The following is a 21,252-nucleotide window of genomic DNA, read 5'->3' on the forward strand; positions in this document are numbered from 1 at the left end:
CTGGGTGCTATTCATCATCAATTAATGTTGTAGATATGTATAAAAATACTAACGTACTTTCTCAAATTATCGCTTTCTATAAATCAGCTAAATGTTTAGTTCGATAAATAATAAATACCTGGCTTATGTAATTTTTATGTAAGTAATGACCATAAAAAGCTTGTTTTGTTTGTTGTTTGTACTCTTGGTTGGTATGGTTGCGCTCAAATATTGTTTAGTACTCTAAATAATATTATTGAGTTTACATAACAAGGTAGGTTTTTTTGAATACTTCGACGGACAAAGTAAGTAGTAAATACAGTATAGAAACGACCGATTATCAGGTTGGTCAAGATAACATCCAACGCTGGGGATTTGATATCCACAAGCCTGTATTTGGCATTAGCGCATTATTAATTCTGATCTTCATTATAGTAATGTTGGTTGTTGATCCTCAGTCAGCAAAAACCACATTAAATAATATGCGAAACGGCATTCTTGAACAGTTTGATAGCTATTTTATGTGGACGATGAATATGTTCTTCGTTTTCTGTGTGCTGTTAATGGTTTCACCATTAGGCAAAATTCGCATTGGTGGTAAAGATGCAAAACCAGAGCACTCAACCATCTCATGGAGTGCTATGTTATTTGCAGCAGGTCTTGCAAGTGGTGTGATGTTCTTTGGTGTTGCAGAGCCAGCAGCGCTGTATACCGACTGGTATGGCACACCTTTTAATGCTGTTGGTTATTCACCAGAAGCAAAGCAGTTAGCGATTGCGACAAGCTTTTTTCACTGGGGGATTACGGGTTGGTCTGTTTACGGTATTGCTGCACTTGCATTGGCCTTTTTTGCTTATAACAAAAATTTACCGCTTTCTATCCGTTCATTATTGTTCCCAATCTTTGGTGATAGAGTGTGGGGCTGGTTAGGCAACGTTGTTGATATTCTAGCTGTTGTGTCTACCTTGTTTGGTCTTGTTGCATCACTAGGTTTAGGTGCGCAACAGGCGGTAAGTGGTATTAACTATGTATTTGGTACACACGGCGAACTAGGCATGCAGTTTGCTATCATTGCAGGTGTCACGTCTGTAGCGATTTTCTCTGTGGTTCGCGGTATTGAAGGTGGCGTTAAGCTATTAAGTAACATCAACATTGTATTTGTTGTTGGGCTACTTATTCTTGTAGCTGCACTTAACATCGAAACCGTTATTCATGTATTACCACAAGGTGTCATGGATTATGTCAAAAACTTTGTTGCGTTAAGTAATCCAATTGGTCGAACTGATACCACCTTCCTTCATGGCTGGACAATTTTCTACTGGGCTTGGTGGATTTCGTTTACTCCGTTCGTGGGTATCTTTATTGCCCGTGTATCAAAAGGGCGTACCGTTCGTCAGTTTATTTTCTCTGTGCTGGTGATTCCAACCTGCGTCATTATCTGTTGGTTCTCAGTCTTTGGTGGTATTGCTGTAGAGCAACTCGCTAATAAAGTGGGTCAACTAGGTATGAATGGTTTACAAGATATCTCATTAACCTTGTTTTACGTTTATGATGCAATGCCAATGAGCATGCTACTTTCAGTGGTATCGATTGTCTTGATTCTGGTGTTCTTTGTAACGTCATCAGATTCAGCATCTCTGGTTATTGATAGCATTACCGCTGGTGGTAAATTAGATGCGCCTGTGCCACAACGTATCTTCTGGGCAACCATTGAGGGTGTCATTGCTGCTATTTTACTGTGGGTAGGTGGCTCTCAAGCATTAGAAGCCTTGCAGTCAGGGGTTGTTATTACGGCATTGCCGTTTAGCTTTATTCTGGTGTTTACCTGTGTGAGCTTAATTAAAGGCTTGAACAGTGAGCGACACTTGTATCGATAAGCAAAGCTAAAATCACGAAATAGAATGAAGTAAGCAGATTTGTCGGCTTTTGTTTTTTATAACTATTCCAACAAATGATACAAAGTGATCGAACCCTTAAATTTAAAATAAATGCTTTATTTAGCTTGTCTACTACTGGCGAACATTAAAGCCTTTCTGCAAACTGATGTCAGTAATAGATGAGTGAATGGAGTCACTGTAATGATTAATTGGATCACCGTTGAATCAAACTCAATTCGTAAAGTTGGTTACAATGAAACTAACAACGAGCTTTATGTCGATTTAGGGCAGCGCCAACCGTATTGCGTTTTTTCTGACGTTTCCAAATATGCTTTTTATCATTTTGCCTCAGCGGAATCGGTAGAAGAGCATTTCAATAGCCATATCAAGCCAGTGTATAACCAAGTGTAATGAACCGAGTTATGCGCTTATTTTCATGATGCTATCGTATCTTAACATTGCATTTTTCGGCTTAAATACTGATTGATTAATAAGTCTAGTCAGCCTATTTTAACTGTAATATAGCGTAATCAATGATGAGAATTACGCTTATTACATAACATTATGGTAGGCAAGATGTCAGTAGCAGAACTCACCGAAGACAGCTTTTTAAAAGCAAATCGTATTAGCCAAGAAGAGTGGCAAGCCAGCGCTATTGATTGGCAAACACTTCATCAAATTGGTTTGAACCATGAAGCGAATATTGAACAATTAAAAGAAACAGCAGAAATGTACGCACGTATTATTCAACGATGCCAACAGGTACATTCTGTTCGCTGGCGGGTGAAAGATCCGCAGCACCTAATGGAAAAGATTGTTCGCAAAACTCAACCTAATACGCCGACATTTAAAGAAAAATACGTTGGTATTAATGAGACCAATTACGACAGCATTGTTACTGATTTAATCGGCGTACGTGCGCTACATTTGTTTAAAGAAGATTGCTTACCTATTCACGATTATCTGTGCCAAGAGTGGAAAAACGCAGAAGCGCCGATTTATTACGTCCGTAGTGGGGATGATAAAGTCTTTGCGGATTTACCGGATGATGTTGTCGTAAAAGTGCATCCAGCAGGTTATCGTTCGCTGCATTATGTATTTGGTTCACAACCATTAAGCCGAATCGTTTATACTGAAGTACAAGTACGCACAATTTTTGAAGAAGGCTGGACGGAAATTGATCATAAAATCCGTTATCCAAACTTTTCTCATAATGAACAAGTATGCTCGTTTTTATTAATATTTAATCGTTTGGCGGGCTCTGCTGACGAGATGGGATCATTCGTAAAACAACTAGTAAGTGAGCTTGAACTTCACCAACATGCAATTGATGAGATCACTCAAAAGAGCGAAGAAAACGCACAAGAAGTGGCAAACCTGTTTAAATTACTAGAACAAAATGAATCAAAACAACAAGGCTCTCAAGAGCTTATTGATAAATTACGTGAACAAGTAGAGCAGCTTCAAGCTGAGAAAAAAGCGCTTCATCGTGCGGCAAAACAACATGCGATAAATACACTAAGTTTGAATGCAAAAGCAAAATGTAAAGCGTCTGAGCTGATAAAATAACAACATAACTATCCGTTTTTCGGATAGTATCTAGCTTGTTAGGCATGGAAAACTGCTTATAATCTCTCTATTCCTTTTAGGTATTTATAAAATATAAGAAAAGTTGTACTGAGGTTGTTTGTGATGAGAACACGTTTTGATCGTATTCGTCATGCCGTTTGTTTTGAAATTATTGGATTAGTGCTGTTAGTTGGTGTGTTGAGTCAATTCGGCTATGATTCTGGTCATGTTGGAGCAATCGGTATTGCGTTTTCCTTTTTAGCTACAGGTTGGAACTACCTTTATAACCATTGGTTCGATTGCTTTATGGCTCGTCGTTATAACACCTTAAATAAAACGACAGTGCAGCGTATTGTGCATAGCATTGGTTTTGAAGCAGGTTTATTGATTGTAACGATTCCAATCTTATCTTGGTTCTTGAAAGTTTCACTATGGGAAGCTTTCGTACTGGATATCGGTATGGTGGTTTTCTACTTAATCTACGCTTATATTTATAACCTTGCGTACGATAAGATTTTCCCAGTACCTGAAGTGGCACACTAATTGTTGATGCTACTGGAAATGGTTCATCTTAATTAGTAGAAAATGAAAAAATACGGTAGTCAGATATATGGTTTATTCGTAAAGCAAAAATCGTATATGCGCTACCGTTTTCATATTCTGTTATATTCTTTCTATCCCAATTATGGGATGCATCCAGATCTTAAAGTTAGTTAGTATTTTTTATATCGTCTGTACTAATACCTAATTTGCTGAAAAGTTGGAGGGCTCTTTTCTTTGAAATCTCTAATTGTTTGGCAGAAATCTACTCCTGCAATACATTATTCAACAGGATATAAATGTATGCTTGGTGCAGGGAGGACACTGAGTCATCAATGCCTCACTCTACTCGATATGATTTCCTTAAAGGAAATAGGCAATTGTTCTATTTCTCGTTTTGATGTCGGTAGCCGTCGTTAAATTCAATATCAAATTCTTCATCATATTGATGTTTATCTAATATGCTTTGGCAATGTGGAAATTGGCAATAAATTGGATATTTCTTATGTAAGCCATTTTCAATAAATGCATCCAGAATGCTATGTGTATCTGCAATAAGTGTTTTATCTTCCATAGGATTACCTCAAACAAATATATGCAACTATGTTACCGATCCCTATATGAAGAATGTAGCGCACACGTAGTTTAAAAGTGTCTTATAGATAAGAATTATCCCTCTTATGTATGTTGTTATTATAGCAATGATGAAAAATGTACACATTTAATGCCACCAATTTTGCCATAGATTATGCGATATTTTTCATAAAGATTAATTTTTTCTTATAAAACCTGCTATAACCATAGCTAAGTAAGGAGATTCTTCTGCTGCTATTAGTTTTCCCGATTCATTAAAGCAATATAAAGGTGGGATATATGAAAAGCATCGTTTCATATTTAGTGAAAGCAGGCTTGTTGACCATGGCATGTGCAAGTTCTGCAGTTTATGCTGTCGAGAACAATCCCGCACCTATGAGTTTTGTTCGTGCTATTGAAACTGATACACAACTAGTACAGCACCAAGGTTTAGTTATTTATCATCCCACACTCGGTTTTGTTAATTATGAAGCGACACTGTGTGGAGCTAAGGAAAAAACAGAACAAGCGTTTAAGCAATTAGTCACTTCTGTTTGTAGTGAACAGCAGGGCAGAGTGGAGAGTAATTGGTGCATAGATACAAAATCGAATGCGCCATTATTTAATGCTGAACTGGGATCTTTTGTTATGACCTGCCAAGACGGTGAATACTCATCGATCATCCATGTTTTAGAGGCGTTACCATCAGTGAAAATTAGTGCAGAGCAGAGAAATAACTGGCTTCAAGTCGCAACATCCTTTGGTTATTTATGAACCGAGTAGAGAGATTGTGCTTATACGTACTTGAACCATTTCTGTTTTAAATTATGCTCAATCACTTTTTCTAAACCACAATCTTTTGTCTGAACATGATTGGTTTTAGATGTAATAACCTCTGGTAAGCTTTTCGTTTCGGTAGCCTGGTAAATAATGCTACAAGACGGCTCTACGCTGAAATATAACGAGTATTCACGATCTTTAATTTTTGGCTTTATATACTTGCCATTTTGACTAACAGAGATCGTGTATTCTTTTGGGTACGTGTCGATAATTTTATGTGCGTATTCAGTGGTAAAAGCACTCACGATCTGAGGATCACGATACAAAGTAGCAAACCCAGTAAGGGGATCACTAAGTCCTAGATTTTCAGATGTAAATGCCTTTTTAAGCAGTTGACTGAAAGCGACTGAGTGAATATTAATTTTATTATTTTCATCAACCAATGCTTTATCAATCAGATTTAACTTATCTTCTTTTAACTTCACTAACTGCTGTTCTAGAGCAAGCAGTGAAGGACATTTACGACGGCAGAGTGTTTGTTTATCTGCATAGTTATTTTGAGCTTGAATTAGTTGAGAACGTAAATTATTCACAAAGTAATGTTTGTTAGTTTTAGTATCATAAAAACCGTTTAAGTAAGTCATTTCTTGCCATACTTTTACCGCTTCTGTTTGAATGATATTTATCACTTGTTCTTTATTATTCGGCGTAATATAGCGAACTAAAGCGTCAAGGTTTATATAAGTACAATACTTTGCATCTTTTATGTTTAATAACTCATAATCACCCCAAAAATGCTCACATTTTGGCGTTTTTTTCTCTTTCAATTCAAAATTAAGATTGTCATTAATATTAAATGCAGTGACAGGATCTTTAACAACCTTATTTAAATGATCATAAAAATCATTTCTTGTATCAAAGAATTTCTGTTGTTGAACTTGAATTTGTTTTTCAAGAACAGCAATTTTGTTTAAATAATAATCATTAGAATGAGTCAATAAAGCAATTTTTCTTTCATGCTCACTGATTTCATTATTATATCGTAGTGACGTTTTATCTATTGCGCGCTGGAGCGTTTGAGCATACGCGTTTATACGCAATAAATTCGTACGATACGTGCGCTTAGCTTGTTCAAGTTCATTGATAAAGGGTTGTGCATCAGTCAATTGTGTTTCTTTTAACAGCAACAATAACTTACTGATATCTGAAGCATAATTGGGTGACGATAACCAATCGCTATTAAGTAATTCGCTCGATATTTGTTGAATTTGATTGAATTTCTGTGGAATTGCTAAAGGATTATTTGTATTCGTGATAATAAAGCCATGAATATCATTCGCTTTAATTTCATTAGGCGAAAGTGAAAATGATTCAAAATCAACTTTTCTTTCCACATCACATGCAGTTGTCGTTGCAATGATCGATATTAATGCAAAATAACGAAATTTATTCATGGTTCTTGAGTATCAAGTTACAAAACGCCGACATTCTACCGTTATAAATTATGTTCTGAAAGTGCATGTATAAACTTTGTGAGCATTTTCCCTTAAAATCATAAATAAGACATTTGTTTATAATGTTAAGAGTAAGATTAAGTTATCATTATGTAATGTATACCTAAGAGTGTAACGTTAATTTTAATGGTTGATATGCAGTGGCGGTGTTATGGTTGATGCTAAAAGAGGGTGGAAAGAGGTATTTTTAGTCATACTTTCAGTGTGGGTGATCTCATTTATCGCTTTTATTATTAATCATATTTTTAATGGCGTTTTAAATAATTATGGATTATTGCCTCGCCATGTTACTCACATTAGTAATATTGTTGTTTATCCCTTTATACATGGCTCTTGGACGCATTTATTCTTCAACTTATCGTCGTTTACACTATTGGCATTAGGCGTCGGTGTTAACGGTGTCGCACGCTTATTGAATGTTATCTTGTTATGTTGGCTATTAGGCAGCATTAGTGTGTGGCTGTTTGGCCGAATAAGCTATCACGTTGGTTTAAGTGGCATCATCTATGGCATCTGGGGATACCTCTTAATATATGGATTAGTGCGAAGAAGTTTACTGTCCTTTATCATTACCTTTTTAGTGATGATTTATTTTAGTTCGATGATCTGGGGCGTCTTTCCCACGAACTATCAAGTGAGTTTTGAAAGCCATTTGTTTGGGGCTATTACTGGTGGTTTTGTCGGTTATTTTTTAGGGAAAAAGGATGCTGCAAAGTTAAATTGCCGTATTGATGAGCAACCCTGAGCCAACAAAGTGGTCTAATAATATGTTCAACAACTGATGTTATTCAGGAACATAATAAGTGAGAAAGGGAGTGATTTATGCTGATTACATTTTGTAGTAAAGGAAGTCATGATATTACGATGTTTGGTGATATCGCTCAGCAACTCATTCACATGATGGGGTTTTGTGAAACCGTACCGGGTGCGATACGCGAAGAAGATGTTAATCAAGCACTGCGTAATTTACAGCATCAAATAGAAGTTACTAAGCAGGAAAAGAAACAAGGTGACGTCGAACAACCTAATCCTTTAGATGCCGATCTAGATGAAGACGAGTTCGAGCCGGAAATTTGTTTATCAGTACGCGCAATGCCATTGATTGGTTTACTAGAGTCCGCGATAAAAGATCAAAGCTACATTATGTGGGAATAGATGCTAGTGAATCGTCTGATTGGGTATTAACGCACAATATGCAAAGGTGCAAAAGGATCGTCATCAGGGTCGTTTTGCCATAAATATTCAGCTTCAATAGCCACTTTACGTGCCACACTATCGCCCAGTTGATACCCAATCACAGCCAGCGCCATATCAATACCAGATGAACCGCCAGAGGCAGTAAAAATATTACTGTCTCGTACCCATCGAGCAGATGACTGCCACTCCACGTTATGTCCTAGTTTTTGAACCCAATGAAATTGTTTTTTATTGGTTGTCGCTCGGCGGTAATTTAATAATCCTGCGGTAGCGAGTAAAGCGGCTCCCGTACAAACAGAGCAAATTAACGTTTGTTTAGGAGCAAAGCGTTTAAGCCAAAACAGGGTGAGAGGATCGTGAATGATCGCTTGCAAACCAGCGCCCCCAGGAATAATTAAAATGTCAGACTGAAATGTGTCGTTGAAACTAAATTGAGGCTCAATTTGTATCTGCTGTTGGCTAGTTACCGTGATGCCTGTTTGCGATACCGTTTGTAGAGTATAAAACTCAGGTAGCAGTGAAAACATCTGCAATGGGCCAAAAGCATCGAGTAATTGAAAACGATCGAATAAAAATAGTGTTACTGTTTGTGGAGTATTCATTTTTATTTCCTATTTTCTACCTCTTAAGGATTAGCATAGCTAACTGATTTCATCGTATTTGTTCGTTATTGAGATGGTTTTCGCTGCGGTTCGATGGATAAAGCTTGTTATTCAGCGCTGAACCATTACAATCAGCGCCTTGTTCAAAAATGATGAAAATATCAGCTGGCGCGAATATGAATAGAAAGAAGAAAATTAACGAAACGCTTAAAAAGAGAATGAAGAAAGCGAATGCAAAATTACACAAGAGTAATAAGCCTCGCTACATTTCTAAAGCGGAACGTGCCAAGTTAGAAGCAGAAGCGGCATTGCAAGCAGCTGAAGCAGCGACAACACCATCAGAAACAGAAACTATGAGTACGGAAACAAGCGTTTCTTAATTACGTACTCGTTAGTACTTTTTGGACAGGGAAGGTAGCAGCTACCTTCCCTGTTTTATTCTTATTGAACAGCGCATTGTTCAAATGCTGATTTGTGATCAGCACAATTACCGCCACATTGGCGTTCTATATAAAAGAGAGATGCTATGAGTTTTGCCTCTTTAGGCCTATCTGCCCCAATTCTTGATGCTGTAGCGAAACAAGGCTACGAAAAACCATCCCCAATTCAGGAAAAAGCGATCCCAGCGATTCTTGAGGGAAAAGATGTCATGGCGGCAGCACAAACGGGTACAGGCAAAACAGCAGGTTTTACATTACCTTTGCTAGAACGCCTAGCTGGTGGTCGTCCGGCTCGTTCTAACCATGTTCGTGCGCTTGTGCTTACACCGACACGTGAGCTTGCAGCACAAGTAGGCGAGAGTGTTGCAACTTACGGTAAAAACTTACGTATTAGCTCTGCTGTTGTATTTGGTGGGGTAAAAGTTAACCCACAAATGCTACGTATGCGTAAAGGCGCGGATGTACTGGTTGCAACACCGGGACGTTTAATGGATTTACACAGCCAAAATGCAGTAAAGTTTCGTGATATTGAAATACTAGTGCTTGATGAAGCTGATCGCATGTTAGATATGGGCTTCATTCGTGATATCCGTAAAATCCTTGCATTATTACCAAAAGAGCGCCAGAACCTGCTTTTCTCTGCAACATTTTCTGATGAAATCCGCGAGTTAGCGAAAGGTTTAGTGAACGATCCGGTTGAGATTGATGTAAACCCACGCAACCAAACAGCACGTACTGTTAAGCAGTGGATTTGCCCAGTTGATAAGAAGAAAAAACCAAACTTATTAACGAAGTTACTCAGTGAGCGTAACTGGAAACAAGTGCTTGTTTTCACCAAAACAAAACACGGTGCAAACAAGTTATCAGCGCATTTAGAAAGCCGTGGTATTACCGCAGCTGCTATTCATGGTAACAAGAGCCAAGGTGCACGTACCAAAGCATTAGCAAACTTCAAAGCAGGCGAAATTCGTGTATTAGTAGCCACTGATATTGCGGCGCGTGGTTTAGATATCGATCAACTACCACAAGTAGTTAACTTTGATTTGCCACACGTAGCAGAAGACTATGTGCACCGCATTGGTCGTACAGGTCGCGCGGGTTGTGAAGGTGAAGCGATTTCACTGGTATCAGCAGATGAGTTTAAAGAGTTGGCTGCGATTGAGCGTTTAACACAGCAAGTGCTAGAGCGTGAAATTGTAGACGGATTTAAACCAACAAATGCATTGCCAGCATCTAAGCTAGACACACGCCCAATTAAGCCGAAAAAACCGAAGAAGCCAAAGAAAGATAAGCCATTTACACCACGTGAAGGTACTACGGCATCGGAATCACGTCCGGCTAACAACCAAGCGAAACGTAAGCCTGCCTCTCGTCGTCCACAAGGGCAAGGTAACGATGCTAAAGAGCAAGGTAATAAGCCAGCTCGTAGCAAACCGCGTAACCCAGATGCAAAGCCAAAATCAACAGACAGCAAGCCTCGTCGTCGTTTTAACGATGAAAAGCCTCGCTCAGATGATCGTCGCCGTGCACCGCAACGCAATCGTAAGCCAAAAGCAGCAGCGACAGCGTAATACAGTTAATGCGCTTTAGCTAAAAATAAGCGTTAAAGATAAGTATTAATGAAGAAACGATTGATAGCTAACAATAGTATCAATCGTTTTTTGTATTTGCAGTATACGGAATCCAGTACAGGAAGAGGTATGTGGTGATGTGTATGAAACGTTTATTGTCTAAGTGACAATGTCACAACAGGAATTGCGTGATCGGTACTGTAACCATCAATATCAAAGCTTGAATTGACTAAGTGTTTATCTTCAGTGTGATAGTGACTCACTTCAAACAGTGAGCCCAAATAGCCTGCGTTAAATTCCTGCGAAAGCAAAATATAATCTAAAACCGAACCTTTGCCATTGTAGTAATGGGTCGCAGGGCGTGGCTGTGAGGCATCGTCATTAATAGAAGTAAACAGCTCCCAGCCATCATATAAACAGTAAAAATGGATCAAACGTTCAATTTCACTGTCAGACATACCAAACACGCTACTTGCAACCAATTGCTCCAAACAACTACTTGAAAGCGTATCGTTAAAATCGCCAAATAAGATCATGGGATATTGCGTTTGCTCACGACGTTTCACCATGGCTAATTGTAATAATGCCGCCTCGGATCCTCGCTGCATGGCAGAGCCCCAATTGCCTAAACGTTGACGAATAAAACCTGATAACGCGGTATCAGCAGGGGTTATTGTGTCTGGTAGTGGATCATCAAACAATGAGCGTTTTGATTTAAGGTGAGTGACATAGCAATCTGTCGCGCCAATATGCGGAATATCAATCGTGGCACGCAGTGGTTTGCGGCTAAAATCAAACGTATTCCAGCCCATTAATTGTGCAGCTTCACTCTCTGCATCAACGGCAGCGGCTTCTAAGATCGGGAATTTCGATGCAATTGCTACCACAGGGCTACGATAGATGAAATCGCCTTCTACAATGGGAGTATCAATGGTTTCAAAATAAGGATAACCCGCTTCAAGCAGTAACGCTTTTAAGTTATCAATACTAAATACTTCTTGAAAGCCAATAATATCCGGTTGTTGCGCGTCAAGCGTTGCTAATATCCAACGTTGCTTTTTCTGCCATTGCTCTAAGCTATAAATGTTTTCAAAGTCATAGTACGCATCAGGCGGAGCAAGATAGTTCAGCAAGTTAAAACTCGCGATTTTTATCGTTGACTGAGCGATAGGCGTAGATGATGAAAATTGTGGTTCAGTCTGTGGCAACATCAAATTCTCAGTATAGTAATAAAATAATCAGCAAGCATGACAGTGTAACCTAATGATTAACGGTAACTGCTAAGTAATGCTGCAATCTTTGCTTTAGGTGTTTTTGCCAGCTTCATCATTAACGCAAATGGGATGGTTTCAATGCCATATTGCTGCTTTATATCATCAAGCATCACAAGCCATAATCGCGCTGTCATTTCTGAGTCAGCTAACGCACGGTGGAAAACTCCATTATGGTAGATATTTTTATAATCCACTAATGTTCCTAACTTATGATTAGGTGCATCTTGATAGAGACGACGAGCGATCAGCATAGAGCAGGTAAACGTACCGCCATAATGACGATTAATTTGCTCAAGCTCGGCATCTAAAAAACGTTGATCGAAAGAAGCGTTATGAGCGACAAGATTGGCATCACCAATAAAATCAGCAAACTCATTCATCACCACATCACAAGAGGGCGCAGTACGTAACATGTTATTGCTGATCCCTGTGTAGCCTTCAATAAAACTACTTACACGAAAACCCGGATTCATCAGCTGTTGGAACTGACCAACAATTTCACCGTTTTGTAGTTTTACAGCACCAATTTCAATGGCGCGATCCCCTTGGTTAGGAGATAAACCGGTTGTTTCGAAGTCGAGAATAACAACATTATCAGCAGGACGAGAAAGGCCATTGGCTGAGTGAGAAAAGGTCATGGTAAAGCCTGTTACAAAGATAAGAGCTTCATTTTAGCGGCCGAAGATAGCTTGTAAACTGCGGAAAGAGAATTTATTTGTGGGAGTAAGGTCAATTTATCGTCAAACAGCCATCGTGTTATTACATTCTAACGATAGATCGAGCATTATACGAGATAGGTATAAAATTCGTTATTTCAACGAGTGCATCTAGCCATTGAGATCTCATTAAGCATTCTATGAAGAAAGAAAGAAGTCAGTTTCGCGATCATGGTGCGGAAGCATCATTGTTTAATCGTCGCGCGGTCGTTTCATTTATTGGGATAATTATCTTATCGTTTGTGCTTATCGGTAACCTTTACCATTTGGAAGTGCAAGATTATAAAGAGTATCAAGCTCGCTCGAATAATAACCGCATTAAAGTGATCCCAATTGCACCTAACCGAGGTCGTATTTACGATCGAAATGGTGTCATCCTTGCTGAAAATGTACCTGTTTATTCTTTAGAAATTATTCCTGAAAAAGTGGCGAATTTGCCAGAAACCCTGACTAACTTAAAAACCTTGTTGGGTGTGACTGATGATGAAATCGCGGCTTTTATGAAAGAGAAAAAACATACTCGCCGATTTAAGCCTGTAACCTTAATTGATCAGATGAATGAAAAGCAGGTTGCAGAGTTCTCAGTTAATGAATTCCATTATCCGGGTGTTGATATTGATGCACACCTAGAGCGTTATTACCCGTATGGTTCAGCACTTACTCATACTTTAGGTTATGTCGCTAAGATCAATGACCGTGATATTAAGTCGTTAAAAGAACAGGGTATTTACAATAACTACAAAGCAACGCGTACCATTGGTAAGTTAGGTATTGAGCGTTACTACGAAGATTTATTACATGGTCAATCTGGCTATGAAAAAGTAGAAGTGAATAGCCGTGGTCGTGTGATCCGTACCTTAGAGTATGTACCGCCTGTCTCGGGTAAAGACATTAAGTTAACCATTGATTTAAACTTACAACTCTATGCCAATAAGTTGCTTACGGAAGATGTAAAAGATCCTAAAACTGGCAAGATGGTGACCAAAACACGTCGTGGTGCAATCGTGGTGCTTGATCCTCGTGATGATGCGATCTTAGCTATGGTTTCAAGTCCAAGTTACGATCCAAACTTGTTTGTTCATGGTATTTCATCAAAAGAATACAGCCAGTTACTAAATAGCCCTGCACACCCACTGGTTAACCGAACGACGTTAGGTGTATACCCACCGGGCTCTACAGTGAAACCACAAATTGCAGTAGCTGCGTTAGCTACAGGGGTGATCACGCCGAATACAGTGCGAAATAACCCAGGCTGGTGGCGTATTCCAAACAGTAATAGCCGTAAATTCCGCGATGATGTTCGCTGGGGACATGGTAACGTTGATGTGTATAAAGCCATTGAGCAGTCGGTAGATACCTTCTTCTATCAAGTGGCTTACGACATGGGTATTGATCGTATCTCTAAATGGATGAACAAATTTGGCTATGGTGAATTAACAGGTATTGATATTCGTGAAGAAACGGCGGGTAACATGCCAACTCGTGAGTGGAAACGTGCTCATACTAAACAGCCTTGGTATCAAGGTGACACCATTCCAATTGGTATCGGCCAGGGCTATTGGACGGCAACCCCAATGCAGATCGCCAAAGCGACATCGGTTGTGGCTAACTCGGGTGTTGTACACCGTCCACACTTGCTATACGCGATCATTGATGGTGATAAAGAAGACATTGTGAAGTTTAAAGACTTCCCGAAAGTTGAGCCTGTACCAGAAAAATATTGGAAAATCGCACAAGAAGGTATGCATCTAGTTACCACTAAAGGTACCGCACGCAAAGAGTTCCAAAATCTAGGCTATGAAGCTGCAGGTAAAGCCGGTACAAGTCAGGTTTACACCATGTCTGATACTGAAAACTATGATGCAAATGAAGTTGCAGAACACCTACGTGACCACGCTTTGTTTACGGGGTTTGCACCTGTAAATCATCCGCAAGTATTGGTATCAACCATTCTTGAACACGGTGGTTGGGGACGAAATGCAGCGCCTATTGCTCGTAAGATCATGGATTATGTTTTGGTGAAACCAACGCTACATCCTGAAGCACAAAAGCAAGAAGGTGATGATAAATCAGCAACACCTGTGGATGTCAGTAAAACGACGGCAGTAAAAACAAGCTAAAGATTTAAATAATCATCAGCTAATGAAAAGGTCACTTCGGTGGCCTTTTTTGTTATCGGTTTGTATTTTCATTATTTACTCGGTGGGAGTGCCCCAAATTGTCAGAATGTCATGAAGTTCAGAGGCAAGGTAGGGCTTACATAAAATATCATTCATACCAGCATTAATGCAGGCATCACGTTCAGCACTTGTTGTGCCTGCGGTTAAAGCAATGATCGGCTTATCATAGCTATTTTTGCGCAGCTCTTTCGTGGCTGTATAACCGTCCATAACGGGCATTCGGCAGTCCATAAGCACAATATCAAACGATTCTGCTTCTAAGATCTCAATAGCTTGCTGACCGTTATCGACAATAACTGGATTGATTTGGATTTTATTAAGCATCAGTTGAATGATCATCTGATTGGTTTTTAAATCCTCAACCACAAGCACTTTTAAATGCTTGATCGGTACCTGCTGTGGACGTTTTATTTCAGAGTTTACATTGGCGGTATTACTTATCGTTAAAGGCAGTGAAATTTGAAAACATGCGCCACGGCCAAGCGAGCTTTCGACTCGAATAGAACCACCCATTTGTTCGCAAAGCTGTTTACAGATCACCAGACCTAATCCAGTACCTTCATGACTACGTTTACTGGTGATATCAACTTGGCTAAACGGTTTAAACAGTTTGTGTTGATCCGCTTGATCAATGCCACAACCGCTGTCTCTGACAGAAAATTGTAGCTTTTGATCTTCCCACCATAGTTTTGCATGCACAAAACCATCGCTAGTAAACTTAATCGCATTTGAAATTAAATTAACGAAGATTTGTTTGATCCTATCTTCATCACCAATCAAAGCAGTAGGTAAGTCTGGCGCATAGTAAATATTGAAATCGAGCCGTTTCTCATTGGCTTTATGGGTAAAAATATCTTCGAGTTTAGTCGCAAGTAAATGACTATCGAACGGTTTTTCAATTAACTCCAACATACCAGCGTTAATTTTACTGTAATCGAGCAAATCATTAATGATTGCCCTTAGTAGCTCGCCAGAGTGATTAAGTGTCGTTAATAGTTTTAATTGATGAGTATCAAGAGAGGTATCGTGTAATAGCTCAGCTGAGCCTAATAAGCCGTTTAGCGGGGTACGTAATTCATGGTTGATCATGGCAAGAAAATCACGGGTAGACTGCTCAGATTCTTCTGCCCGTTTTTTGGCATTAATGGCTTGATGAAAAGTAATTAACCGTCCAATGGCAGAGCGGAGTAATTCACAAAACAGTGCCATCTGTTTTTGAATTGCATTGAGCCTATCTTCCGAGCATACGATCCTGACTGCAAATATACCCACACAACCGGAATGTGTATTGATGTTATGCCATAGAACATGTTTATCAGGTTCCCAGTAAATATCCGTCGTATTAAGAGTGGCAGGGGGCGACCATTCTTGCATACGCCCGCTACTGTATTTACCTGAAATATTGATTTTATCGGTAGGGTAGACAGCGAGATAACATCCAGTGACGTAATTTCCATCGATCAAGCTGTCTAACAATTGCTGAATGTTTTCATGAGTTGCACTTTCTTTTAAAAACAGACGCGCGTTGATTAGCAGCAAGTTCTCCATTCTGTTTTGATAGGCTAACAATTCAGAATCGAATTTCGCTTGCAGCTTTAACTTCTCTAAAGAATCATTAAGCATCTGATTAGTATTATAAAGCTCGTGACTTTTAGCCTCTAACAGCTTCTCAGCGACCAATCTTGCTTCATGTTCTCGATCGAGTTTACGTTGTAATAATTCAATGTGCTTTTCATGATCAATCATCAATTATCACTCAACAATAAATGAAAGCGGACATGATCTTTCTGATCTGTTGGCTCTAACGTAATTTCAAGAGCTTGATTAAAATAATCCGCACAACCTTCCAGCAGACCAAGACAAACATAGCCCATACAACGAGCGGAATGGTAATCCATCGTCATTGTGGTTTCTGTTTCATTGGCAAATTCAAAACGTGGAGGAGTGGTATCAGGGTAGAGCTTTTTGACTTCCTGATGGATATAAGCTTCAACACTACGGATAAAATCAAACGTATTAGAATCAACAAAATGATAGTTGGGTAGAAGTTGCAATAAACGGGGGAATACGGCACGACCAAAAGTCTGCTGTAATTGCTCGGCAGGAACGCCTGTGACTTTACTTAAGCTGATAATTAACTTAACTAAGCGTTGGTGTTCATAACTACCAACCGAAGTATACGCACCAGAATCTCCTGCCTTATCGAGCATAGATTGGCACACTTCAAGATCGAATGTGTTTTCGACAATATCGATAAATTCAGTAAAGATGATTCCTTTCATACATGCCACCAGATAATCAAATATATGTATATTTAGCTGAATATATTGAGCATTATTCAGTATGGCAGAGAATGAAGTTTCGTCAAAAACAATGAGTTAGTTGTTAGATATAGATATAAAAACGAAGCCTGATTTTCAAGCTTCGTTATATACCCAAGTCGCTTTGGTATTAAGAGATTATTTTTTCAGAGTAACCGTGTCAGAGGCTTGCTGAGCGGTATGAAGCAAGTAGTTTTCCATATCAGTCATTAGCTGATCTTGATTTGGTAATGGCAGGGCGAAAATATCAGAAACAAGGCTATGATGCGCGCCATCTTCTAAATGATTAAAGATCATGCCACAAGCTGCAGGTTTACCTTTAAAGAAACCCACATAGAGCGTCGCTTCTGCATCCGGTTCAAACATAATTTGAGTTAAATACTCAATAACTGCTTCTTTTTCTTGCTCATTTTCCCATTGGGATGCACGAACTAAAGAATAGCGGATAGTAAGAGGATGGCAATCTACAGGATAAAAAGACAGGGAAGGATCTGAACAAGTAACAGGAGTGTCGACAGTGTGCTTGGTTAACTCGGATTGGGACAGTTGATACAGATTTAATCCCTTCTCACTTAACGGTGTTGGAAATTCAGCATCAGTAATATGGCTTGCCATCCAAGCATTTTTTAAAGTAATCAGTTTTTCTGTAATAACTAGCATAGATTCGCTTCTTTTATTTAACTACTTACACCTTAACCTAAATACGCTAGAGAAGGTACGTAAAATCAAGTAAGTGGGTAAAAAACAAACATTAATGTAAGTGAGGTGTCAGTATTTTGTTTGTTAAGCAAGATTTGACCAATTCCAGATACTTTTTGCTTCTATATCAGATAAGGTTAGATGCACAAGTGACTAGAAATAGCGCTATCTTATTATTTTCAAGTGGCGACGTGACTTGAGTATATACCCAAGCGTCTTGAAGTTACTTGGGTATAAGTGTTTGTACCGTGGCTAGGGGAAATGATGCGGTACATTAATCTAGGAATGAAAAATGAAAAAATTATTATTAGCGACTTCTGTTGTTCTACTACTGGCTGGCTGTAACGATAAAGCACCTGAGGCACAACAACAAAAACAAGCAGAACCAGCGGCAACGCAAACAGTAACAGCAGAGAAAACGCAAGCAACGGAAGCGCAAAAGCTGCCAGAATGGATTTCTGGCGATAAAGTAACAGCACCACTGAACAATATCGTAGTGGGTGATGAGTCATACAAAGCGATGTCTTACTGTAAGCCACATAACTGTGCGGGTGATTTTATGATCACGCTAACAGGTAAAGACAAAAAAGAGTATTCAATGGTTGTGCACGTGAAAGACACAGATGGCGCAATCACTAAGCCAAGCGAGTACGCAACATACCAATACATTGGTAACCCAAGTGACGATATGAAAGGCTTACTACAGCAAGCATTACTACAGAATCCTAACTGGAAATAAACGTAAGTAATTATTGTTATAAATCCAAAGAAACGTGCCGTACTCGTAACGGCACGTTTTTTTATATCTGAGATTTATTGATAGCCGCCATTGACATTGTTTGATGATCAAACTAAATTTCCACTCAAATAATTTGATAATCAAACTAAATGGAGGATTTATGAAGTTCGAACTACAACACGATCATGATTTTTCATCTCATGATCAGCAGGGAGAAAAAGGGACGTTTTATGTGCTCTTGCTGACTCTAACAACAATGCTTATCGAAATCGTAGCAGGGACAGTCTATGGTTCCATGGCACTATTAGCTGATGGGTGGCATATGGGAACCCATGCCGCTGCATTTTGTATCACGTTATTTGCTTACCGCTACGCAAGAAAACACAGTAATAATGACCGTTTTTCCTTTGGTACTGGCAAGGTTAGCGTGTTAGGCGGATATACCAGTGCAATCGTATTAGGCATTGTAGCGGTGTTAATGATTGCAGAATCCATCCATCGTTTATTTAACCCATACATGATTCAATTTAATGAAGCAATAATTGTTGCGTGTATTGGCTTAACCGTAAATTTAGCCAGCATATTCTTACTTAACGGGCACGGTCATTCTCACGACCATAGCCACGACCACGATCATCACGGTCACAGTCATGGGCATCATCATCACGATCACAATTTAAGAGCCGCATATTTACACGTGCTTGCTGATACCTTGACCTCTTTACTTGCCATTATTGCGCTATTGTTCGGAAAATATTACGGCTGGGATTGGATGGATGCAGTCATGGGTATTGTTGGTGGGTGCGTGATCATTAAATGGACAATGAATTTAATGAAGCAAACAACACCAATATTGTTAGATGAGAACATTGATTCAGACTATAGAAAATCCATCCATGATGCATTGTCACCTTATGCAAAGGTTATGGATTTACATATCTGGAAAGTGAGTGGTAATCACTATTCTGCGGCGATAACACTTCAGTCAACCAAAGACTTCATCGTCGATGATTATAAACAAATCTTGTCAAAATTTGATAAGATTAGCCATCTTACTTTAGAAGTACATTAATCATAATCATGAAAAATATAGAACGCCTAAACCAATTAATAACTGAATTTTATGACAAAATGTCATCATGGGAGCAATCTGTTGTTAAAGAAACAGGTTACACCTTAGCGCAAGTTCATACGATTGAAGTTTTAGGCGTTCAAGGCCCGCTAAGGATGAAAGAGCTAGCCGATAAATTGGGGATCACAACAGGTACATTAACCGTTCAAATTGAGAAATTAGTGAAAGCGAACTTGATTGAACGTTGTGCTCATCCAACGGATCGCCGTGCGATTGTTGTTACTTTGACAGAAGCAGGACAAGCCATTCATGTTAAGCACAATCAATTGCACCTTGATTTAGTGAATGATCTAACCATGCACATAGAGCCTGAGCATGAAGAGATATTAATTTCGTGCATTGAAAAGATGAATAAAGAGTTTTAACCATAGTTTTAAAACAACTTACTGCTTTATGTGAGTTGGTTATTCATAGTGATATTTTTCAAAAAGTTGCCAACGGTTATAAGACATTGTTGGCAACTTTCTCATCTAAAATATCGAACTTTATACTAACTCAACAGGGCCATGATCATCACAGTGATCGCCATGTTGATGATGTAACCTACCATTTACGATGTAATCAATGTGATCACCGTGTTGAATTGCTTCATGTCCACAGTTTGGCCCATGAACGTGATCGCCACAAACATGTACAGGATTACACTCATTAGGGTTATTGCTATCAACTGCAAGAACATGCTCATCGCAGTGTTCACCGTGAGGGTGGTGTAATTTACCTTCAACTAAATAATCCACATGATCATTATGACGAATCGCAGTGTGACCACAATCAGGGCCATGAGTATGATCTTTGTGAGTGTGCGTATTTAAACAAGACATTATCCAAGCTCCTTTTAATAGATAAATCTCTTTCAATAATACGCAATCAAATGCTTATTATATGTGATGAAAAAGCATAAATGCGATTGAGTTCACTGCTTATAAATAACGAATGAGTTTTTCTCTCTTTGCTTATCGGCTTCAAAACGTTAGGGTCGATAATTGGAAAGCGTTAATGAAGTGGAACAATGTAATGGAAAAAGTACAAATAGAAACGTTTACGGTTTACGGACTCACTCTGCGAACAGCAAACTCTCTTGAAATGAACCCTGAAACGGCCAATATCCCTAAACATGTTCAACTTGTTGATTCTAATATAGAGATTGATTACCTATCAGACGCCAGAGCTTACAGCGTTTATACAAATTATGAGTCTGATGTGAATGGTTTTTATGATCTACTAATGGGCTCTACTGAGATAGCATCAGCTAAGAGAAAATTGCAATCCATTGATGTCGTCGCAGGCGAATATTTAAAGTTTGATGCCGAAGGTGAGTTCCCCGATGCGATTATTCGTGCATGGCAAACTGCTTGGGCATACTTTAGTTCGCAAGACTGCAAGCATAGCAGAGCGTATACCACGGACTTTGAATACTATCAGAGTACGAACCAAGTCAGTGTGTTTATCGCATTAAAATAGCGATTAATAGAAACACAAAGCTTAAATCACAACAGCCAACATTTTTGTTTATAAGGTATCGATCTTACGCTATTTAAATGGAAAACGT

22 protein-coding genes and 1 pseudogene are annotated in these 21,252 nt (G+C 39.0%); 14 read left to right on the forward strand and 9 right to left on the reverse strand.

Annotated features, from left to right (window positions below; translation table 11 throughout):
• The first annotated feature begins 263 nt into the window (after positions 1-263).
• The 4 genes from Q7674_RS03195 (at position 264) to Q7674_RS03210 (ending at position 3,968) form a co-directional block, all read left to right on the forward strand.
• Positions 264-1,856 (forward strand): BCCT family transporter, encoded by a 1,593-nt coding sequence (locus Q7674_RS03195; protein ID WP_045064749.1) that lies wholly within the window; start codon positions 264-266, stop codon positions 1,854-1,856.
• A 201-nt stretch (positions 1,857-2,057) separates the two neighbouring features.
• The gene (locus Q7674_RS03200) at positions 2,058-2,267 is read left to right on the forward strand and encodes a KTSC domain-containing protein (RefSeq protein ID WP_045064747.1); all 210 of its coding nucleotides are present in this window, start codon (positions 2,058-2,060) and stop codon (positions 2,265-2,267) included.
• 165 nt (positions 2,268-2,432) lie between these two features.
• Positions 2,433-3,425 carry a RelA/SpoT domain-containing protein gene (locus tag Q7674_RS03205; protein WP_045064745.1) on the forward strand — a complete coding sequence of 331 codons (993 nt, stop codon included), beginning with the start codon at positions 2,433-2,435 and terminating at the stop codon, positions 3,423-3,425.
• 123 nt (positions 3,426-3,548) lie between these two features.
• Positions 3,549-3,968, forward strand: a complete 420-nt coding sequence (locus tag Q7674_RS03210) for a PACE efflux transporter (RefSeq protein WP_045064743.1) — start codon at positions 3,549-3,551, stop codon at positions 3,966-3,968.
• A gap of 382 nt (positions 3,969-4,350) precedes the next feature.
• Here the strand turns inward: Q7674_RS03210 and Q7674_RS03215 are convergent, their stop codons facing one another.
• Positions 4,351-4,539 (reverse strand): hypothetical protein, encoded by a 189-nt coding sequence (locus Q7674_RS03215; protein WP_023934426.1) that lies wholly within the window; start codon positions 4,537-4,539, stop codon positions 4,351-4,353.
• Positions 4,540-4,838: 299 nt separating this feature from the next.
• Here Q7674_RS03215 and Q7674_RS03220 point away from each other — a divergent pair, with 299 nt between their 5' ends.
• On the forward strand, positions 4,839-5,312 hold the full coding sequence (locus Q7674_RS03220) for a hypothetical protein (protein WP_023934425.1): 474 nt from the start codon (positions 4,839-4,841) through the stop codon (positions 5,310-5,312).
• A 20-nt stretch (positions 5,313-5,332) separates the two neighbouring features.
• On the opposite strand, the gene Q7674_RS03225 is transcribed toward Q7674_RS03220, so the two are convergent.
• Complete coding sequence (locus Q7674_RS03225; protein ID WP_045064742.1) at positions 5,333-6,772, reverse strand: hypothetical protein; 1,440 nt, start codon at positions 6,770-6,772, stop codon at positions 5,333-5,335.
• 211 nt (positions 6,773-6,983) lie between these two features.
• Between Q7674_RS03225 and Q7674_RS03230 the strand changes: the two genes are divergently transcribed.
• Positions 6,984-7,577: a rhomboid family intramembrane serine protease gene (locus tag Q7674_RS03230; RefSeq protein WP_045064740.1), complete on the forward strand. Its 594-nt coding sequence runs from the start codon at positions 6,984-6,986 to the stop codon at positions 7,575-7,577.
• 77 nt (positions 7,578-7,654) lie between these two features.
• A complete protein-coding gene (locus tag Q7674_RS03235; RefSeq protein ID WP_023934422.1) occupies positions 7,655-7,987 on the forward strand; it encodes a DUF1840 domain-containing protein in 333 nt (110 codons plus the stop codon).
• Positions 7,988-8,013: 26 nt separating this feature from the next.
• Here Q7674_RS03235 and Q7674_RS03240 read toward each other — a convergent pair whose 3' ends face one another.
• Positions 8,014-8,631 (reverse strand): DJ-1/PfpI family protein, encoded by a 618-nt coding sequence (locus tag Q7674_RS03240; protein ID WP_045064738.1) that lies wholly within the window; start codon positions 8,629-8,631, stop codon positions 8,014-8,016.
• A gap of 176 nt (positions 8,632-8,807) precedes the next feature.
• Here Q7674_RS03240 and Q7674_RS03245 point away from each other — a divergent pair, with 176 nt between their 5' ends.
• Positions 8,808-9,011 (forward strand): DUF2986 domain-containing protein, encoded by a 204-nt coding sequence (locus tag Q7674_RS03245; RefSeq protein ID WP_045064777.1) that lies wholly within the window; start codon positions 8,808-8,810, stop codon positions 9,009-9,011.
• 146 nt (positions 9,012-9,157) lie between these two features.
• Positions 9,158-10,642 (forward strand): DEAD/DEAH box helicase, encoded by a 1,485-nt coding sequence (locus Q7674_RS03250; RefSeq protein ID WP_045064736.1) that lies wholly within the window; start codon positions 9,158-9,160, stop codon positions 10,640-10,642.
• Between the two features lie 152 nt (positions 10,643-10,794).
• On the opposite strand, the gene Q7674_RS03255 is transcribed toward Q7674_RS03250, so the two are convergent.
• Positions 10,795-11,853: an endonuclease/exonuclease/phosphatase family protein gene (locus Q7674_RS03255; protein ID WP_045064734.1), complete on the reverse strand. Its 1,059-nt coding sequence runs from the start codon at positions 11,851-11,853 to the stop codon at positions 10,795-10,797.
• 56 nt (positions 11,854-11,909) lie between these two features.
• Complete coding sequence (locus Q7674_RS03260) at positions 11,910-12,554, reverse strand: 3'-5' exonuclease (RefSeq protein ID WP_045064733.1); 645 nt, start codon at positions 12,552-12,554, stop codon at positions 11,910-11,912.
• 218 nt (positions 12,555-12,772) lie between these two features.
• On the opposite strand from Q7674_RS03260, the gene mrdA reads away from it, so the two are divergent.
• Positions 12,773-14,752: a penicillin-binding protein 2 gene (gene mrdA / locus Q7674_RS03265; RefSeq protein WP_305422553.1), complete on the forward strand. Its 1,980-nt coding sequence runs from the start codon at positions 12,773-12,775 to the stop codon at positions 14,750-14,752.
• A gap of 75 nt (positions 14,753-14,827) precedes the next feature.
• Here the strand turns inward: mrdA and Q7674_RS03270 are convergent, their stop codons facing one another.
• The 3 genes from Q7674_RS03270 to Q7674_RS03280 all read right to left on the reverse strand — a co-directional run bounded on the left by Q7674_RS03270 (position 14,828) and on the right by Q7674_RS03280 (position 17,793).
• Positions 14,828-16,558, reverse strand: a complete 1,731-nt coding sequence (locus Q7674_RS03270) for an ATP-binding protein (protein ID WP_052679887.1) — start codon at positions 16,556-16,558, stop codon at positions 14,828-14,830.
• Complete coding sequence (locus Q7674_RS03275; RefSeq protein WP_045064730.1) at positions 16,558-17,094, reverse strand: heme NO-binding domain-containing protein; 537 nt, start codon at positions 17,092-17,094, stop codon at positions 16,558-16,560. Before Q7674_RS03275 ends, Q7674_RS03270 begins: the two co-directional genes overlap by 1 nt.
• A gap of 177 nt (positions 17,095-17,271) precedes the next feature.
• Positions 17,272-17,793 (reverse strand): hypothetical protein, encoded by a 522-nt coding sequence (locus Q7674_RS03280; RefSeq protein WP_045064728.1) that lies wholly within the window; start codon positions 17,791-17,793, stop codon positions 17,272-17,274.
• 331 nt (positions 17,794-18,124) lie between these two features.
• On the opposite strand from Q7674_RS03280, the gene Q7674_RS03285 reads away from it, so the two are divergent.
• From Q7674_RS03285 to Q7674_RS03295, 3 genes and pseudogenes are all read left to right on the forward strand, one after another.
• A complete protein-coding gene (locus tag Q7674_RS03285; protein ID WP_045064726.1) occupies positions 18,125-18,571 on the forward strand; it encodes a lipoprotein in 447 nt (148 codons plus the stop codon).
• Between the two features lie 160 nt (positions 18,572-18,731).
• A pseudogene (gene dmeF / locus Q7674_RS03290) lies at positions 18,732-19,689 on the forward strand (CDF family Co(II)/Ni(II) efflux transporter DmeF).
• A complete protein-coding gene (locus Q7674_RS03295) occupies positions 19,652-20,068 on the forward strand; it encodes a MarR family winged helix-turn-helix transcriptional regulator (RefSeq protein ID WP_008989498.1) in 417 nt (138 codons plus the stop codon). Before dmeF ends, Q7674_RS03295 begins: the two are co-directional and overlap by 38 nt.
• Positions 20,069-20,188: 120 nt before the next feature.
• Here Q7674_RS03295 and Q7674_RS03300 read toward each other — a convergent pair whose 3' ends face one another.
• The gene (locus Q7674_RS03300) at positions 20,189-20,524 is read right to left on the reverse strand and encodes a hypothetical protein (protein WP_008989497.1); all 336 of its coding nucleotides are present in this window, start codon (positions 20,522-20,524) and stop codon (positions 20,189-20,191) included.
• A gap of 175 nt (positions 20,525-20,699) precedes the next feature.
• On the opposite strand from Q7674_RS03300, the gene Q7674_RS03305 reads away from it, so the two are divergent.
• Positions 20,700-21,164, forward strand: a complete 465-nt coding sequence (locus tag Q7674_RS03305; protein WP_237156777.1) for a GyrI-like domain-containing protein — start codon at positions 20,700-20,702, stop codon at positions 21,162-21,164.
• The last annotated feature ends 88 nt before the right edge of the window (positions 21,165-21,252 follow it).

The sequence above is a fragment of the Photobacterium leiognathi genome (genome assembly GCF_030685535.1).
GTDB classification, from domain to species: Bacteria; Pseudomonadota; Gammaproteobacteria; order Enterobacterales; family Vibrionaceae; genus Photobacterium; species Photobacterium leiognathi.

Coding starts and splice junctions, on each gene's coding strand:
- Q7674_RS03200 (WP_045064747.1), top strand. CDS start 2,058: ATGATTAATTGGATCACCGTTGAATCAAACTCAATTCGTAAAGTTGGT.
- Q7674_RS03205 (WP_045064745.1), top strand. CDS start 2,433: ATGTCAGTAGCAGAACTCACCGAAGACAGCTTTTTAAAAGCAAATCGT.
- Q7674_RS03210 (WP_045064743.1), top strand. CDS start 3,549: ATGAGAACACGTTTTGATCGTATTCGTCATGCCGTTTGTTTTGAAATT.
- Q7674_RS03215 (WP_023934426.1), bottom strand. CDS start 4,539: ATGGAAGATAAAACACTTATTGCAGATACACATAGCATTCTGGATGCA.
- Q7674_RS03220 (WP_023934425.1), top strand. CDS start 4,839: ATGAAAAGCATCGTTTCATATTTAGTGAAAGCAGGCTTGTTGACCATG.
- Q7674_RS03225 (WP_045064742.1), bottom strand. CDS start 6,772: ATGAATAAATTTCGTTATTTTGCATTAATATCGATCATTGCAACGACA.
- Q7674_RS03230 (WP_045064740.1), top strand. CDS start 6,984: ATGGTTGATGCTAAAAGAGGGTGGAAAGAGGTATTTTTAGTCATACTT.
- Q7674_RS03235 (WP_023934422.1), top strand. CDS start 7,655: ATGCTGATTACATTTTGTAGTAAAGGAAGTCATGATATTACGATGTTT.
- Q7674_RS03240 (WP_045064738.1), bottom strand. CDS start 8,631: ATGAATACTCCACAAACAGTAACACTATTTTTATTCGATCGTTTTCAA.
- Q7674_RS03245 (WP_045064777.1), top strand. CDS start 8,808: ATGAATAGAAAGAAGAAAATTAACGAAACGCTTAAAAAGAGAATGAAG.
- Q7674_RS03250 (WP_045064736.1), top strand. CDS start 9,158: ATGAGTTTTGCCTCTTTAGGCCTATCTGCCCCAATTCTTGATGCTGTA.
- Q7674_RS03255 (WP_045064734.1), bottom strand. CDS start 11,853: ATGTTGCCACAGACTGAACCACAATTTTCATCATCTACGCCTATCGCT.
- Q7674_RS03260 (WP_045064733.1), bottom strand. CDS start 12,554: ATGACCTTTTCTCACTCAGCCAATGGCCTTTCTCGTCCTGCTGATAAT.
- mrdA (WP_305422553.1), top strand. CDS start 12,773: ATGAAGAAAGAAAGAAGTCAGTTTCGCGATCATGGTGCGGAAGCATCA.
- Q7674_RS03270 (WP_052679887.1), bottom strand. CDS start 16,558: ATGATTGATCATGAAAAGCACATTGAATTATTACAACGTAAACTCGAT.
- Q7674_RS03275 (WP_045064730.1), bottom strand. CDS start 17,094: ATGAAAGGAATCATCTTTACTGAATTTATCGATATTGTCGAAAACACA.
- Q7674_RS03280 (WP_045064728.1), bottom strand. CDS start 17,793: ATGCTAGTTATTACAGAAAAACTGATTACTTTAAAAAATGCTTGGATG.
- Q7674_RS03285 (WP_045064726.1), top strand. CDS start 18,125: ATGAAAAAATTATTATTAGCGACTTCTGTTGTTCTACTACTGGCTGGC.
- Q7674_RS03295 (WP_008989498.1), top strand. CDS start 19,652: ATGAAAAATATAGAACGCCTAAACCAATTAATAACTGAATTTTATGAC.
- Q7674_RS03300 (WP_008989497.1), bottom strand. CDS start 20,524: ATGTCTTGTTTAAATACGCACACTCACAAAGATCATACTCATGGCCCT.
- Q7674_RS03305 (WP_237156777.1), top strand. CDS start 20,700: ATGAAGTGGAACAATGTAATGGAAAAAGTACAAATAGAAACGTTTACG.